The 15928-nt window shown below is 43.1% G+C and carries 8 protein-coding genes and 1 pseudogene; 5 read left to right on the top strand and 4 right to left on the bottom strand.

Features of this window, described 5'->3' with window-relative positions; all coding sequences use genetic code 11:
- Positions 1 to 6 precede the first annotated feature (6 nt).
- The 4 genes from AB5217_RS12185 to AB5217_RS12170 form a co-directional block, all read right to left on the bottom strand.
- Positions 7 to 2082, bottom strand: a complete 2076-nt coding sequence (locus tag AB5217_RS12185; RefSeq protein WP_004297901.1) for a family 20 glycosylhydrolase — start codon at positions 2080 to 2082, stop codon at positions 7 to 9.
- Entirely contained in the window at positions 2082 to 4406 is a 2325-nt protein-coding gene (locus AB5217_RS12180) for a family 20 glycosylhydrolase (RefSeq protein ID WP_008777494.1), read from the bottom strand. The genes AB5217_RS12185 and AB5217_RS12180 overlap by 1 nt, the downstream gene beginning before the upstream one ends.
- 34 nt (positions 4407 to 4440) lie before the next feature.
- Positions 4441 to 7035 (bottom strand): beta-mannosidase, encoded by a 2595-nt coding sequence (locus AB5217_RS12175; protein WP_008777495.1) that lies wholly within the window; start codon positions 7033 to 7035, stop codon positions 4441 to 4443.
- A gap of 152 nt (positions 7036 to 7187) precedes the next feature.
- A complete protein-coding gene (locus AB5217_RS12170) occupies positions 7188 to 8822 on the bottom strand; it encodes a sialidase family protein (RefSeq protein ID WP_008651699.1) in 1635 nt (544 codons plus the stop codon).
- 80 nt (positions 8823 to 8902) lie between these two features.
- On the opposite strand from AB5217_RS12170, the pseudogene AB5217_RS12165 reads away from it, so the two are divergent.
- The 5 genes and pseudogenes from AB5217_RS12165 to AB5217_RS12145 all read left to right on the top strand — a co-directional run.
- A pseudogene (locus AB5217_RS12165) lies at positions 8903 to 9400 on the top strand (MFS transporter); the annotation flags it as partial.
- Positions 9401 to 9531: 131 nt separating this feature from the next.
- Positions 9532 to 10707: an AGE family epimerase/isomerase gene (locus tag AB5217_RS12160; RefSeq protein ID WP_032846418.1), complete on the top strand. Its 1176-nt coding sequence runs from the start codon at positions 9532 to 9534 to the stop codon at positions 10705 to 10707.
- A 31-nt stretch (positions 10708 to 10738) separates the two neighbouring features.
- Complete coding sequence (locus tag AB5217_RS12155) at positions 10739 to 13861, top strand: SusC/RagA family TonB-linked outer membrane protein (RefSeq protein ID WP_368117366.1); 3123 nt, start codon at positions 10739 to 10741, stop codon at positions 13859 to 13861.
- Positions 13862 to 13875: 14 nt separating this feature from the next.
- The gene (locus AB5217_RS12150; RefSeq protein WP_032846409.1) at positions 13876 to 15516 is read left to right on the top strand and encodes a RagB/SusD family nutrient uptake outer membrane protein; all 1641 of its coding nucleotides are present in this window, start codon (positions 13876 to 13878) and stop codon (positions 15514 to 15516) included.
- A 21-nt stretch (positions 15517 to 15537) separates the two neighbouring features.
- On the top strand, positions 15538 to 15915 hold the full coding sequence (locus tag AB5217_RS12145; protein ID WP_004326844.1) for a hypothetical protein: 378 nt from the start codon (positions 15538 to 15540) through the stop codon (positions 15913 to 15915).
- Positions 15916 to 15928 lie beyond the last annotated feature (13 nt).

Here is a 15928-nt window from a genome sequence, read left to right as displayed (position 1 = left end):
CAATGTCTATTTCACGATTATCTCATCCGTAAATATCCACCCTCCGAATTCGCTTCCGGCCTGTGCCTGGTAACGTACGTATCTTCCTTTGGCTTCTCCCTGCCATGAAATATCCGTAAACCGGATAGGGGTTTCTTTGCTCACTTCAAAGTGTTGTTTTTGCAACTCCGTGAAGTTAATTCCATCATCGGAAATGGAAATAATCACTGTCTCCGGCAGGAATACTTCCGCGCCGACCACTTGCATAAAAGCGGCGGTGATGGAATGGATAGGGGTTTCTTTTTCCATATCAATCGTCACATCGAGACGGTTGTCCGAGATAAATCCTTGCCATGAACCATCACCGTAAGTCCAGTCACCACGTATGCCGTCTGTCAGGGCTGTGTTGCCTTGTGCGGGATAATGGGGGCTATAGGAGGAGTTATAGGTCACTTTTTTACCGAGCGCCAAATGGCTGACTGGTTGAAGAGATTCGGGACGGCTGCCGATTTCTTTGCTCAAATCGAAAGGATGGTATCCTTTTTTCTGTAAATCGGCCACTGCTGACAGTGCGCGGGTATGGAAATCGGGCCACGACTTACGTTCCGGAGCCGACCAGGCTACTTCCGCCAATGCCAGCATACGGGGATAAATCATATATTCCACGTGTTCGGGAGTGGGGATATATTCCACCCATAGGTTACCCTGCACACCATAGACTAACTTTGCCTGCTCCGCAGTTAAGGAAGCGGGGACAGGATCGTAGGCATATACTTTCTTCAATGGCAGGTAGCCACCGATAGCTTCCGGCTGGGAGTACGGGGCGTCCTGATAGCTGTCCAGATAACAGTATGCACCCGGTGTCATGATGGCATGATGGCCGGAGGTGACGGCAGCAATACCACCCTCTTCTCCACGCCACGACATAACGGTTGCATTGGGCGCGATACCTCCTTGCAGAATCTCGTCCCATCCCAAGAGACGGCGTCCGTGATTGTTGAGGAACTTTTCGATACGGTGTATCAGATAGCTTTGCAGCTCGTCTACATTGGCCAGATGCTCGTCCTTCATTCTCTTCTGACATTTCGGACAGGTCTTCCAAGCCGATTTGCCGGCCTCATCACCTCCTACATGAATGTATTCGGAAGGGAAAAGTTCCATGACTTCCGTCAGTACATTCTCCAGAAAGGTGAAAGTTTCTTCATTACCGACACAGAAATCGGAGTTCTTGTAAGGTTCTCCCGAACAGGATAGCTGCGGGTAGGCAGCCAGCACTTCTTCCGAATGGGAAGGCATTTCAATCTCCGGAATCACCGTGATGTAATGCTGACGGGCATATTCCAGTATTTCACGAATATCGTCCTGGGTGTAATAGCCGCCGGAAGCTCCGGGTTCATCGTAACGGAGGTATTTACGTCCGCCGTTCCACCATTTCTTCCAGGTGGGGTCTGTACGCCAGGCTGCAAAATCGGTCAGTAAAGGGTATTTCTTGATTTCAAGCCGCCAGCCTGCCGCATCGGTCAGGTGCAGGTGCAAACGGTTGATTTTGTAATATGCCAATGCGTCTATCTGCTTCTTTATAAACTCTTTGGTAGAGAAATGACGGGATACGTCCAGCATCAGTCCGCGATAAGCAAAACGAGGGGTGTCTTCTATCTCGACAGAGGGTACGGAATAGCTGCCTGTGCTTGCCGGTTGCATCAGCTGTAACAGGGTTTGCATTCCATAGAATAATCCGGCTCCCGAAGTTGCCCGGATCTCGATTCGTTGAGAGGTGACGGAGAGTGTATAGCTTTCCGGTGATGGCAATTGGGGGGTCTTGGGGGTTATCAATAAGAAAAGCATCTGTTTCCTGTCTTTCATTCTCGCTTCTTTCAGCTGAACAGGTAATGCTTTCAGGTAATTCTCCCAGAGTTCCGCTTCTCCACCTTGCAGGTTTGTATAAAGTTTAGTCTTTTCTGACAGTAAAAAAGAGCCCGTCCCCTGCTCCATTTTTAATGGGACAGGTATGACGGACTGTGCCAGAATGGGATGTGCATGGAAGCACATCCCCAATATCCATAAGAAAAGACAAACTTTAGGGTATTCTTTTCTTATATTCATTAATCAATTTTGATTTCGTCTACAAATAAAAATGCCTTTTTACCTTTTCCTCCATGCCATGCCGGAAGTGATTTCTCCGGTGAAGCAATGACTCTCACGTATTGGGTGGTCACAGGAGCAAAGGTTAGTTTGTGCTCAACGATTCCGTCTTTGTCTGTCTCTTTCATCTCCGGATATTCTTCGGAAGCAATCTTTTTGAAGGTCTTGCCATCATCTGAAGTTTCTACGGACAGGTTTCTGGCATCAAATACCCAGTCCCCTTTTGCTACATTGGTAGAGATTGCCACGCTTGAGATTTCAGTAGGTTGCTGGAGGTCGATAGTCATATCCATGTCGTTTCCGTTGAAAGCGATCCAACGGCCTGACTTATAGCTGCTATTTCCTTTCAGACCATCTATCAAAGTGGAAGCTCCTTTGAACAGGTATTGTTCATTGATAGGCTGATTAGCTACAATCGGCTTCATGCTGGATTTGCTGAAATCAATCTTCTCTGTCACTATCTTGCTTTCGCCGTTGGGACGAATGGCTTTGGCGGACAGGGTTACATTTTCCTTGATTTTCAATACTCCTTCATAAACGGAGGAAGCGGCAGTAGGTTCTGTGCCGTCTAATGTATAGTAAACAGGGGCACCGTCGATGGTAGACAGGGTAACGTCCATTGTTCCTTCTGCCGGATTCGGGTCAAACTCGGCTTGTACGTCAAATACGTGTTTAGCGTAATTGTATCCTTCTGCATCGTACCACTTAATCAGTTGTGGAAGACGGGACAGGAAGTCGGCATAGTTTTTCTTTTCGGGGCTGGACCACTGAATTTCACACAAAGCAGCCCAACGAGGCAATACCATGTACTGTGCATGCGGGAAGGTAGCGATGTATTCTGTCCAGAGGTTGGCTTGCACTCCCTTGATGTATTTCTGTTCTTCCGGAGTAAGAGAAGCCGGCATCGGCTCGTAGCTATACACTCTTTCCATCGGCAGATAACCACCGATACCGAACGGTTCGTTTTCGATGTCTTTAGCTTGGTAGTAGTCGAAATACAGATAGGTGTTCGGTGTCATGATGACATCGTGTTTCTGCTTCGCAGCTTCGATACCACCTTTCTCACCACGCCATGACATCACGGTAGCATTCGGAGCAAGTCCGCCTTCGAGGATTTCATCCCAACCGATGATTTGACGTCCGTGGTCGTTCAGGAATTTCTCAATATGGTTGATGACAAAGCTCTGCAAACGTTCTTCTTTGCTGTGGCTCTGATCTGACTTCAATCCCAATGCTTTGATACGTGCCTGGCACTTCGGACATTTTTCCCATCTTACTTTCGGGCATTCGTCGCCCCCTACATGAATATATTGTGATGGGAAGATTTCAATCAATTCACCATAAACATCTTCCAAGAATTTCAATACTTGGTCGTTTCCGGCGCAAAGCACATCCTCGGATACACCCCATTGTCTCCATACTTCGTATGGACCACCGGTACAACCCAGTTCAGGGTAAGCGGCAAGGGCAGCTTGCATGTGTCCCGGAAGGTCGATTTCGGGAACAACGGTGATGTAGCGTTCGGCTGCATAATCTACAATTTCTTTGGCTTGTTCCTGGGTGTAGAATCCACCGTAAGGTTTGCCGTCGTATTCGCCGGAGTTACGTCCGATGACTGTTTCTGTTCTGTTAGCACCGATTTCAGTCAGTTTCGGGTATTTTTTGATTTCCAGACGCCAACCTTGATCGTCGGTGATATGCCAGTGGAGGCGGTTCATGTTATGTAAAGCCTGCATGTCGATGTAGGTCTTTATTTCATCCACGGTAAAGAAATGACGGCTGGTATCGAAATGCGCGCCACGATAGCCAAAGCGGGGAGCGTCATTGATTTCTACGGCTGGCATGGCAATATCCGCACCGACAGCCACAGGCAATGATTTGCGCAGGGACTGGATGCCATAGAATACGCCGGCTTCCGTAGGACCAGTAATCGTGATTCCGTCACCGGTAACTTTCATCTGGTAGGATTCCGGATTTTCGTTCTCCGTGCCTAATGCCAGTACGATTGCGTTTTTACCTTCTGTTCCGGCTTCAATGGCGAAATCTTTTCCGGTAGCCGTTTTCAGATAGTCTGCCAGGAATTTTGCGTTGCGTTGCATCTTCTCGTTTCCTTCCGGATAGAGAATTTTCACACTGCTCTTGAGGATGAAGGGACTTCCTTGAGCGGTTACAATTTCTTGTGGCATGGGGATGATCTGGTAGTTGGCTTCCTGTTGCACCGATTGGCAAGAGGCAAAAAGTCCTGCTAGTGCCAGACATCCGGTTAATTTAAAGAGTTGCTTCATAAACTAAAAAATTAAGTGTTAAGTTATTAATAGATTAATTATAAGTTTCACGAATATGTTTGATTGTCAAAGGCAGCTCCTCTCCTTTCTTTATTTGGGGAGAAGTGATGACGACCGTTTTACGTTCTCCGGGAAGAAGGTCGAAAAAGTTGTCGCTGAAACGGGCTCCCTGCAAAGGAATTTCAATAAAGACATCTTTTGCAAGAGCGGGAGAAAACAATGTCAGTTCACACATGCCGTCTTTCTGTTTCATCTTGCAGGAAACGGTTGTTTCAGGCAGAAGCAGGTCTTTTGTTTTTCTAAAGAAGTATACGGTTTCGGCAAGGGTGTTTCCTGCCTTGTCTTTTAGCGTCAGTTGCATGAAACAGCGTTGCTGTTCTTCCGGTGATAGCCAGGTGTCGGGTTTTATACGGTACACGCATTGGGAAGTGTTAGCCGGAACTGTCAATGTGTTGAGTTGTATAGGCTTGCCTTGTTTCTTTCCGTCAAAGTCTGTTACTTTCATTTCCAACATCAGGTGGTCTTTGGTGTCCGGACAGTCGGAAATCAGGTAGATATTGAGGCTGTCGTTCTGCCGGATAGGATTGATGAGGATTGGAGCAAAGACTCGTTTGGCTTGGTAATGCAGGGCTTTCCAGTTACCGTAATAGTCGATGCTCGACCAGGATACTACCGGCCAGCTGTCATTCAGTTGCCAATATAGGGTACCCATACAGTAAGGACGGTTCCGGCGGTGTGCTTCCAGTCCGTGACGCATTCCTTGTCCTTGCAGTACTAGTCCGACATAGACAAAGTCTTCAAATTTTTCGGGGATGATATAGTCGCGCTCCATGTAGGTACGAATCAGGGCGTTGCCGATGCTGCTTTTCTGATGAGCATTCATCACTTCCGATTCTATCTGATAATCTTCCGGAGCGGCGAAAGTGGAGATGGTCTTCATTTCCGGGAAGGACTGAAAACCGAATTCGCTCATGAAACGGGGCAGGTCTGTATCGAGTGACTCGAATGTTTTTTGACCATACCAGACTCCCCAGTTATGGCTGTCTCCTATCCCCCAGGATTCAGGACGCCCCCAGTTGGCAAAATACGGGGAGCTGTGTATGTAGAAACGGTCGGCATCCAGTTCCTTAACCTTGGCTGGAAGGAGCTGATGGAACAGTTTGTCGTAGCCTCGAAACATTTCCTGATAGATTTCGGGCGGGAAGTTCTTGTCGAATCCCCAATATTTTAAGGCTTCCAGTATTTCGTTATTGCCGCACCACATCGCCAGGGAAGCATGATTGCGAAGGCGACGGATGTTATAGCAGGCTTCCGCCTCTACCCTTTTCAGAAAGGTGGGGTCGGACGGATAGGGAGTGCAGGCAAACATGAAGTCTTGCCACACCAGTATTCCGTTTTCATCTGCCAGGTCATAGAAACGGTCATCTTCGTACGTTCCACCTCCCCATACACGAATGACATTCATGTTCGCTTCGCGGATGTCGCGGAATAAGGTTTGGTAGCGTTCGGTAGTGACGTTAGTCAAGAGTGCATCCTGGGGGATGTAATTGGCTCCTTTGGCAAACATAGGTACACCATTTACTTCAAAATAGAAGGATTCTCCGTCTTTATCTTTTTCATTAACGAGGCGAACAGTACGCAGTCCTATCCGGTGCGATTGCTCGGCTACGACTTTATCTTCTACTATGATTTGAGCGGAGAAATCATACAGGGCGGGCTTTCCCCATCCATTCGGCATCCAACGTACGGGGGATGCCACTTCGGAAGGTATGGAAACATGATTGATTCCGGGCTGTAAGGTGATTGCCTGGCTGATGCTTTTTTCTGCACTTCTTTCGAATGAGGTATTGATTCTCACCTCTGCCTGAAGTGGCCGGGAGAGTATGTTGTTTATTTCTAATTCATTAGACAGATTTGCGAGCTGGTCGGTCAGTGCGAGTTGCTTTACGTGATAGTCACTGATAGAAGCTGCGTCATAAAAACGGATGGTCACCGGACGCCAGATGCCGCTGGTCACCATGCGGATTCCCCAGTCCCAGCCATAACTGTAAGGGGCTTTACGGGAGAATATGCTTAAATGTTTGTCGTGATGGTCGTTGTCTGCCGGATAGTTGAATCCGTTCGAGTTATATTGAGGCAGTGTCTGCCGGATGGGGGAATGAAAATAGATGTGAAGAAGGTTTTCTCCGATACGGAGTTGGGACTTGACAGGTATGGTATAACCGACAAACATGTTATCGGCTTTCAGCAACAATGCTCCATTGAGGTATACATCGGCGTATGTGTCAAGACCTTCAAAAACCAATTGGGCGTCATCCCGTTTCAGTTGTTCGGGGGTAACTGTAAAAGCAGTCCGGTATTCCCAGTCTTCATTTTCCACCCACTGAATCTTTTGTTCATTGATGCCATAAAAAGGATCGGGAAGTTGTTTATGGTTGATAAGATCCTGATGAACGGTGCCCGGAACCTGTGCCGGTCGCCACAGCTCCGTCCCTACCTGGGAAAACTCCCAGCCTGTATTTAGAACGACAACTTCGGAATTGTCATTGCTCTGTGCATATGCCATACTGCAACAGCATAGTAGTTCACATGCTATTTGAGCCTTTTTTCCGATCAAATTAATCATCATAGTGGGGCATTAGATATTAACGGATTCAAAGATATTATTTTTTCAGCAAATTTCACTGATAATTTAACAAAATATGTTGTTTTTGCACGCCACGATAAATATACGGTTTTATTCTTTTATCATATCGGATAGTTTAACCGCTATTATATCTATCATTTCATTCCTAACAAATCTGTTAATTTCACCGCCTGAAAAGTCATGTGTGCCACACTGCTCTCATATAGAATACCGATTGTCTCTTTATCAATCATCGTCAGGCAACTATATCCCCATCCTTCTGCTTCGTCGAGCATGATTTGATGTTCGGGCAACCAGGTAAGTCCTTTATCCAGACTTGTTTTTATTGTTATATGATTGCGCCCTTTAGTCGTATCCGGATTTGAAAACAACAGGAGGTCTTTATTCAAAACGTTGTCCTTGGCATCGACATGAATCAGACTGGCCATACATACCGGTTCCTGAAGTGCCTTACGTGAAGACGGGTGTTCTGTCCAGGTTTTTCCCAAATCTTTCGTTATGGCAATAGCCCGGCTTCCTCCTCTATTGTCACGCATATTCAGCATCAATACTCCCGGTTCTATTTCCGCAACTTGTGCTTCCGTTGTATTTGTTCGTGCCATATTGTGCATTTTCCACGTTTTCCCCCGGTCTTTACTATACATGATTCCTGCATTCGGAACACGGGTAGAGTCTATAAACTGCGTTGGAAATACTAATGTGCCGTCGCTCATCGTTATTCCACGTCCGGGTCCTTGAAGGAGAAAATACCAGGACGGATCTTTTACCTGCTCTGTTATATTGATCGGTTTCGACCATGTTTTACCATCGTCTGTACTCTTTGCCAATACCAGCTGTGCGGTATGGTTTATATCCATTCCCGAATGGGAGCTCCACCAGGCACGTTGATTACCCATACCATGTGTCCATGCGGCAACCACCCAGACGGTATTCGTTTGAGTATCTACCAAAATAGAGGGATCTCCTACCCCATTCTGTGCTTTAGGCAAACCGCCATACTCACCAAATGAAAGCGGAAGACGCATTTTCTCCCAGCTCTTCCCTCCGTCAGTGCTACGACTCAAACCCACATCTACATATTCCTGTAAATCGACACTACTATTATATCGGACATCGTACACTCCCAATAATGTTCCTTTATTGGTTGTCACTAATCCGGGAATACGGAAGGAAGCAGAACCGTCATTACCAGCATGACGAACTCCGACTGCCATCCGGTGAGTAATATCTTTCGGGGAAATAAATTTACAATAGAGTTCTTTCCCATCCACTTTTACAGCATGTAAATCAGAGACTATTTTAGTATGCAAAGAGGCATCTGTTTTCATCTGCAAACTGATCCAAAAAAAGTTGACACCTGGAAATAAATTGTAATTACCTCTTAATACAACTTTTTCCGATGGTCCGACCTCTGCACATTTTATGGAATAGGAAGGATTAGCCGCCAATGTCGCACCCGGTCGATGGCTGGATATGTACTCTACAGGGGCAAAGCGATTTTTGTTTTGATCTTGTAAGGCCTCTGTTCCTCCATAATAGAGTTTGATTGCCTGGACATCCGCTAAGTTGGTACTTTTACTGAAATCTAAAACAACTTCATCGAGCATCTTGCTTTCCTTTGCATCCAACCGGATATAGAACAGAACATTGTCCTGCCGCTCTATCAAAACCGGGATTTGTGTTTCATGGATAAACACTGTGTCTGAAGCTTTTACGTCAAAAGAATAGCCTAATAAGACAAGGAAAAGTAAATAAAAAATTCTTCTCATAATGGGGGTATTAGTTAGTTTAACGCGATAAAGATAAAACTTTTCTACCATAATACAGCTATGCAAACAGTTAACTTTCATTTTACCAAGTTCTGGTAGGACTAGTCAATACTTTGACCACCGTTCTGGCTCTTGTCATCATTGATAAGGTAGGCCGCAAGAAACTTGTTTATTACGGAGTTTCGGGAATGGTTGTTTCTCTGATTCTCATCGGCCTGTACTTCCTCTTCGGAGATTCCCTGGGAGTATCCAGCCTCTTCCTGCTTATTTTCTTCCTGTTCTATGTATTCTGCTGTGCCGTATCCATCTGTGCCGTGGTGTTCGTGCTCCTCTCGGAGATGTATCCCACCAAGGTTCGCGGACTGGCCATGTCGATAGCAGGATTCGCTCTGTGGATCGGAACGTACCTGATCGGACAGTTAACCCCCTGGATGCTCCAGAACCTTACCCCCGCCGGAACATTCTTCCTGTTTGCCGTTATGTGCGTACCGTATATGCTAATTGTCTGGAAACTCGTGCCGGAGACCACCGGGAAGTCGCTGGAGGAGATTGAAAGATACTGGACCCGTTCGGAATAAATATAAAACAGACCTTAATAACAATAAACTAACATTTTATAAATATGGATAGTAAGAATAACATTGGTCATTCAGCGGACATCTCTTTCACTGCTGAATTGTCCATACCAATCTATAATGGAAATAATAGTATGGATTTCGAGAAACTGGCAAGTCTGTACAAGAATGAACTTCTGGACAGTGTCCTCCCTTTCTGGCTTGAACACTCCCAAGACCACGAGTATGGTGGTTATTTCACCTGTCTGGACCGTGAAGGAAAAGTGTTCGATACGGATAAGTTCATCTGGCTGCAATGTCGTGAGGTGTGGATGTTCTCCATGCTTTACAATAAAGTGGAAAAACGCAAGGAATGGCTGGATTGTGCCGTTCAAGGTGGTGAATTTCTAAAAAAATACGGACATGATGGTAACTATAACTGGTATTTTTCCCTTGATCGTTCGGGTAGACCATTGGTAGAACCGTATAATATATTCTCGTATACATTCGCCACCATGGCTTTCGGACAGTTGAGCCTTGCAACCGGTAATCAGGAATATGCGAACATTGCCAAGAAAACTTTCGATATAATCCTTTCCAAAGTGGATAATCCGAAAGGGAGATGGAATAAGCTTCATCCGGGTACCCGTAATCTGAAGAACTTTGCCTTGCCAATGATCCTCTGTAACCTGGCACTGGAGATAGAGCATTTATTGGATGAAACGTATCTGCGGGAAACAATGGATACTTGTATCCATGAAGTGATGGAAGTTTTCTATCGTCCTGAACTCGGAGGTATCATTGTTGAAAACGTGGACATAGACGGTAATCTGGTCGATTGTTTTGAAGGTCGTCAGGTGACTCCGGGGCATGCCATTGAAGCGATGTGGTTTATCATGGATCTGGGCAAGCGTCTGAATCGTCCGGAATTGATAGAGAAAGCCAAAGAGACTACTCTCACGATGCTTAATTATGGTTGGGACAAGCAATATGGAGGTATCTACTATTTTATGGATCGTAACGGTTGTCCTCCCCAACAACTGGAATGGGACCAGAAACTCTGGTGGGTGCATATTGAGACGCTTATTTCCCTATTAAAAGGTTATCAACTGACCGGAGATAAACGATGTCTGGAATGGTTTGAAAAGGTACATGACTACACTTGGGAGCATTTCAAGGATAAAGAATATCCTGAATGGTATGGCTACTTGAACCGAAGAGGCGAAATATTGCTACCACTCAAAGGAGGAAAATGGAAAGGATGCTTCCATGTGCCAAGAGGACTGTATCAGTGCTGGAAAACATTAGAAGATTTGATGAATTATAAATAACTATCTTGTTTTATTAACATTAATATTTAATATGGAGAAACAAATCACATGGAGTATAAGGTTTATAGCCTTATTCATCTGTTCGCTTTCTTTCTTAAACGTTCATGCTCAAAAAAACACGAACGTGAAAGGGACAGTGTATGACTCAAACAATGAGCCGCTTGTCGGTGCTACTGTTAGTGTAAAAGGGAATTCGTCCAACGGTACTATTACCAATATTGACGGACAGTTTAGCCTAAATGTACAGGATTTAAAATCGACTTTAGTAGTTTCCTTTGTCGGGTATCAGACTCAAGAGGTTGCTTTACATGGTCGTTCAGAAATTACTATTAGACTTCAAGAAGATGCACAAGCATTGGATGAAGTTGTAGTGGTGGGGTATGGAACTCAAAAAAAGAAATTCTTAATAGGTTCCGTTTCTCAAGTAGGCTCTAAAGAGTTGATGATGGCTCCTCAAGCTAACCTTTCTAATATGATGACAGGTAAGTTACCGGGGGTAACGAGTGTTCAACGTTCCGGTCTTCCCGGAAACGACCAGACATCTATCAACATCCGTGGTTTAGGTACTTTTTTAGATTCTAGTCCTCTGATATTAGTGGATGGCGTTGAACGTATGTTGAATACTGTGAATCCTAATGATGTAGAAAACATATCTATTTTGAAAGATGCAGCTACAGCATCCGTTTATGGTTTGGCAGCGGCAAATGGAGTAATCCTGGTAACGACCAAGAAAGGTACTGAAGGTAAAGTAACTCTTTCGTATGACGGTTCTGTTACTTTCCAGAAAAATACAGCCATGCCTGAAATGCTAAATGGTCCTGACTATATTTATTGGTATAATAAGGCAAGTGAACTTGATGGTAACGGGCCATATTATGGAGCTGATATTCAGACGAAAGTGGCTAACAACTATGATCCAGAAGGTAAATATGGAAATACAAACTGGACAAAAGAAGTTTTTAAGGATTATGGCTTCACACATCAACATAATATTTCAGCTTCCGGTGGTAACAAGAATATCCGTTTCTTCACCAGTATAGGCATGTTGGATCAATCCGGTATCATCGAAAATGTGAATTATGATCGTTACAATGTCCGTTCTAACGTAGAAGGTAATATTACCAAAGATTTAACGTTCGAACTTAATATTTCTGGCTTTTATGAAGAAAAGAACTGGCCCGGAATTAGCACAAGCGCACAGGCTGAACAAAATCCCATTCAGCAGGCTGTTTATTCAGCCCCTATTATTCCTATCTATTATCAAGGAGAATATACAGCTTGGATTGGTCCTGGTAGTTCCACCACACAGAGTCCACTCGCTACTTTAAGGAATAGCGGATTTCAGAAAAAACAAAGACATGAGTTTGATGGTACAATGAAAATTAGTTATGCCTTTCCTTGGGTAAAAGGGTTGAAAGCTTCTCTCGGTTTAGTTTATGATACTAGTTATTCGGAAGATAACGGTTTCTTGGTAGGATACAATGTTAATGCTTATAGTGCAGATTCTAAATCATATAATTTAATGCGTGCCTCTTCTACAAGCGAGAAAGGTAATTACACTAAATCTGCATCTTCTTTCAGAAGATTTATGGTCCGCCCGAGTGTGGAGTATGCTAATACCTTTGGCAAGCATGCAGTTTCAGCCCTATTCTTATATGAACAGACACAACTGAAAGGCTCTACAATGACAGGAAAGATGGGTGGCTATAATTTTAATGATCCGGTTGATCTTTCATTAGGTACTGAATTTATATCCAATCCTACAGGTAGTCATAGCGATAAAGCTACTATTGGTTATGTAGGGCGTTTCAATTATATTTTCGATAAAAGATATCTTGCAGAATTTGCTTTTCGTGTAGATGGATCCTATAAATTCGCAAAAGATAAAAGATGGGGATTCTTCCCTTCTGTATCTTTAGGATGGGTAATCTCTGAAGAAAACTTCATAAAAAACAATTTCTCTTCTATCAACCTGTTAAAGTTGCGTGCTTCTGTCGGTGAATTGGGTAGTGATAATACAGATGCTTTTTTGCATAGAAGCATTTTTAAGGTAGAGAAGAATGCGTATATATTCGGAGGAGTTCCTTATGCAGGATTAGGTGCATCCAACTCTATTACTTCCAGCTTAACCTGGTCTACTACCCGCAGTTACAATATTGGTGCTGATCTGACAATGTGGAATGGATTATTGGGAGTAGAATTCGATTTATTTTATAAGCTGACAAAAGATATACAAGAAAGCCGGAGTGGCGGTTTCCCTCCTTCATTAGGAGGAATTTATGCTCAAAAAGGAAATACGGGTAAGATCGACAATCGCGGTTTTGAATTGGTATTGAAGCACCAAAACCACGTTAATGATTTTTATTATAGTATAACCGGTAGTGTAGCGTGGGCTAGAAATAAAGTTCTGTCGCGGATTGAAAGTGAAAGTACTCCTTGGTACCGGACAAACATAGGTGAACCTTTAGGACAAATTTATGGCTATAAGGCTATAGGCTTATATCAAACACAAGAGCAATTGGATAACCGTCCTTTTGTTGGTAATGGAGTTCAACGTTTAGGAGATATCATGTATGAGGATATCAATGGAGATGGTAAAATTACGCAGGATGGGGATAAAGTTAAAATCGGCCACAGCACTTTACCAGAGTTAAACTACTCTCTGTCTATGGACTTCAACTGGAAAGGGTTCAATTTGAGTGCATTATGGCAAGGAGCTGCTATTGTTAGTTATACGTTGAATGGTACTTATAATCATGGTTCAATGGACAATACGGTCTATACACGACCATTCTACTCGGGAGGAAATGCTCCTTATTATCTGGTAGAAGATTCATGGACACCGGAAAATACGAGTGCCCGTTATCCCAGATTAAGTGCCATTCATAATGGAAATAATGCATATACCTCTTCCTGGTGGTTGGTAAATGGTAATTTCTTGCGTTTGAAGAATTTACAGTTTGGTTATACAATTCCTAAAAAAATACTTGCGAAAGCCAATATTGGACTATCTAACGTTCGTGTATATGTAGCAGGCACCAATCTGTTTACTTTCACAGAATTCAAATATTGCGACCCTGAAATGGCTATTATAAATAATGGTTATTATCCCCAACAAAAGAATTATAGTGTTGGATTAAATATCACATTCTAATTAAATCAATAATTATGAAAATAAAAAGATTATATCTATTAGGGATAGGGCTGATGTTTACGTCACAGTTTCTAATCTCGTGCCATGATTTGTTGGAGAAAGATCCCACAGACTCATATTCAGAAACAGTAGCCTGGAGCTCGGAATCTTCTTTAGATATGTATGTGACTTACTTATATAAGCCTCTCAATGGCTTATCCAACTTTTCTTCTTTATCCTTAACCGATGGATATACAGATTTAGTTAAGTATGGAAATGGAGTTCCACAAACATGGAGTGCTCATAACAAGATTCTGTTGCAGCAAAACACAATAACATCAGATAATAATCCGATGTCATCGTGGGGACTTTATACTGACATATTTAGAGAAAATGTATTTTTGCGTGATGCCGGTATCTATGGAAGTAAGTTTAATGAAGATTTTCTCAATACTCGTATTGCTGAAATTCGTTTTATTCGCGCTGTGAATTATGCACGTATGATTAGAATTTTCGGAGGAGTTATTCTTCGTGACGAAACAAATGGAGTTGATTCAGAAGGGGAAAAAGCAAAAGCAAGAGCAACTGAAGCCGAATCATGGGATTTTGTTCTGAAGGACCTGGAATTCGCAGCCCAACACCTTCCGAAAGAATGGGACAGCAAATGGGATGGGCGTTTGACTAAAGGAGCAGCGTATGCCTATATGTGTCGTACAGCACTCTTTGCAAAACGTTGGGATATTGCTATTACCGCTGCTGATGAGATTAAAAAGCTCAATAAGTATGACTTAATGGATGAATATAAAGATGTATTTAAAGTGGCAGGTAATAAAGAAATTATTTTCTCCATAGCATACAAAATTCCGGATATGCCCCATTATTTCGATCGCTATTTTGCTCCTGACGGTAAACAAGGAATAAGAAGAGCTGTCCCGACAAGTGAACTGGTTGATTCTTATGATATGGCTGACGGAACTCCTTTCTCGTGGAGCGGCTCCATGGCCAAAGATCCTTATGTAGGTCGTGAACCTCGTTTCTATGCATCCATTATATATAATGGGGCTACTTGGAAAGAAAAGACTATTTATACCTATGTAGACGCTGAAAACGGTTTTGCTGCTTACAGAGATAATATGAATCCGGGAGAAAAACAAACTGTTACCGGATATTTCATCAGAAAATATCTACAAGAAAACAATACCGAATTTGATGATAAGGGAAGCGATCAGTTTTGGATTGAAATGCGTTATGCGGAGGTTTTGTTAAATCTGGCTGAAGCTCTGGCAGAACAGGATTATGCTAAAAATCAGGATGATGCCTTGGAAGCTCTCAATGAAGTAAGAAGACGTGTTGACCTACCGGAACGTACAACACAGGAAGCACCGGATAAAGACTCATTTATGAAACTATTACGTAAGGAGCGTATTTGTGAATTGGCCTTTGAAGGATTCCGTTATTGGGATTTACGCAGATGGCGTTTGGCTGGCGAAGTTATTGATGGAAAACAGGCACATGGAACAAAAATAACCAAAAAAGATGATAATTCTTATACTTATGAACAAGTGTCATGTGACGACAATATAAACCGCTTCTTTCCAGAACGCTATTACTTGCTACCTATTCCTGTAGATGAATTACAGAATAATCCGTTATGTGAGAATAATGCTCCTTGGTAATATTAAAAGATTATTATAGTTATGAAAAATTTCAAAGTAATTACATACATCATATTAATGATAGCATTTAGCTTTTCCTTTTCTTCTTGTGAAAAGCATGATGATATCCATTATCATTCTGATTGTGATATCATATCCATTATGGTTCGTGCTAATTCTCCGGAAGATGGTACTACTTATGATGGGGTTATATCAGAGAATGGAAATATAACTTTCGAACTTCCGGCAAAAGTGAAATTGAGCGAATTATATGTAACAGCCAATTTGCCTGTAGCAGCATTTGCTTATCCTTCATTGACTGGTGCTAAAGATTTATCTACTCCATTTAAACTAACTATTGTAGCAGGTGATGGAACGCAAAAGGAGTATACTCTGACTGCTAAACACCCAAATAACTAAAAAAGTAGATGTT

This window comes from Bacteroides sp. MSSM.1001136sp1_RTP21357st2_D2_RTP21359_211015 (genome assembly GCF_040913205.1).
GTDB classification, from domain to species: domain Bacteria; phylum Bacteroidota; class Bacteroidia; order Bacteroidales; family Bacteroidaceae; genus Bacteroides; species Bacteroides ovatus.
The sequence above is the reverse complement of the archived record's forward strand: the minus strand, read 5'-3'. Positions and strand labels throughout refer to the sequence as shown.

Bases quoted from the DNA above. Each gene is read 5' to 3' on its own strand.
- AB5217_RS12185 (WP_004297901.1), bottom strand. From the start codon at position 2,082: ATGAATATAAGAAAAGAATACCCTAAAGTTTGTCTTTTCTTATGGATA.
- AB5217_RS12180 (WP_008777494.1), bottom strand. From the start codon at position 4,406: ATGAAGCAACTCTTTAAATTAACCGGATGTCTGGCACTAGCAGGACTT.
- AB5217_RS12175 (WP_008777495.1), bottom strand. From the start codon at position 7,035: ATGATGATTAATTTGATCGGAAAAAAGGCTCAAATAGCATGTGAACTA.
- AB5217_RS12170 (WP_008651699.1), bottom strand. From the start codon at position 8,822: ATGAGAAGAATTTTTTATTTACTTTTCCTTGTCTTATTAGGCTATTCT.
- AB5217_RS12160 (WP_032846418.1), top strand. From the start codon at position 9,532: ATGGATTTCGAGAAACTGGCAAGTCTGTACAAGAATGAACTTCTGGAC.
- AB5217_RS12155 (WP_368117366.1), top strand. From the start codon at position 10,739: ATGGAGAAACAAATCACATGGAGTATAAGGTTTATAGCCTTATTCATC.
- AB5217_RS12150 (WP_032846409.1), top strand. From the start codon at position 13,876: ATGAAAATAAAAAGATTATATCTATTAGGGATAGGGCTGATGTTTACG.
- AB5217_RS12145 (WP_004326844.1), top strand. From the start codon at position 15,538: ATGAAAAATTTCAAAGTAATTACATACATCATATTAATGATAGCATTT.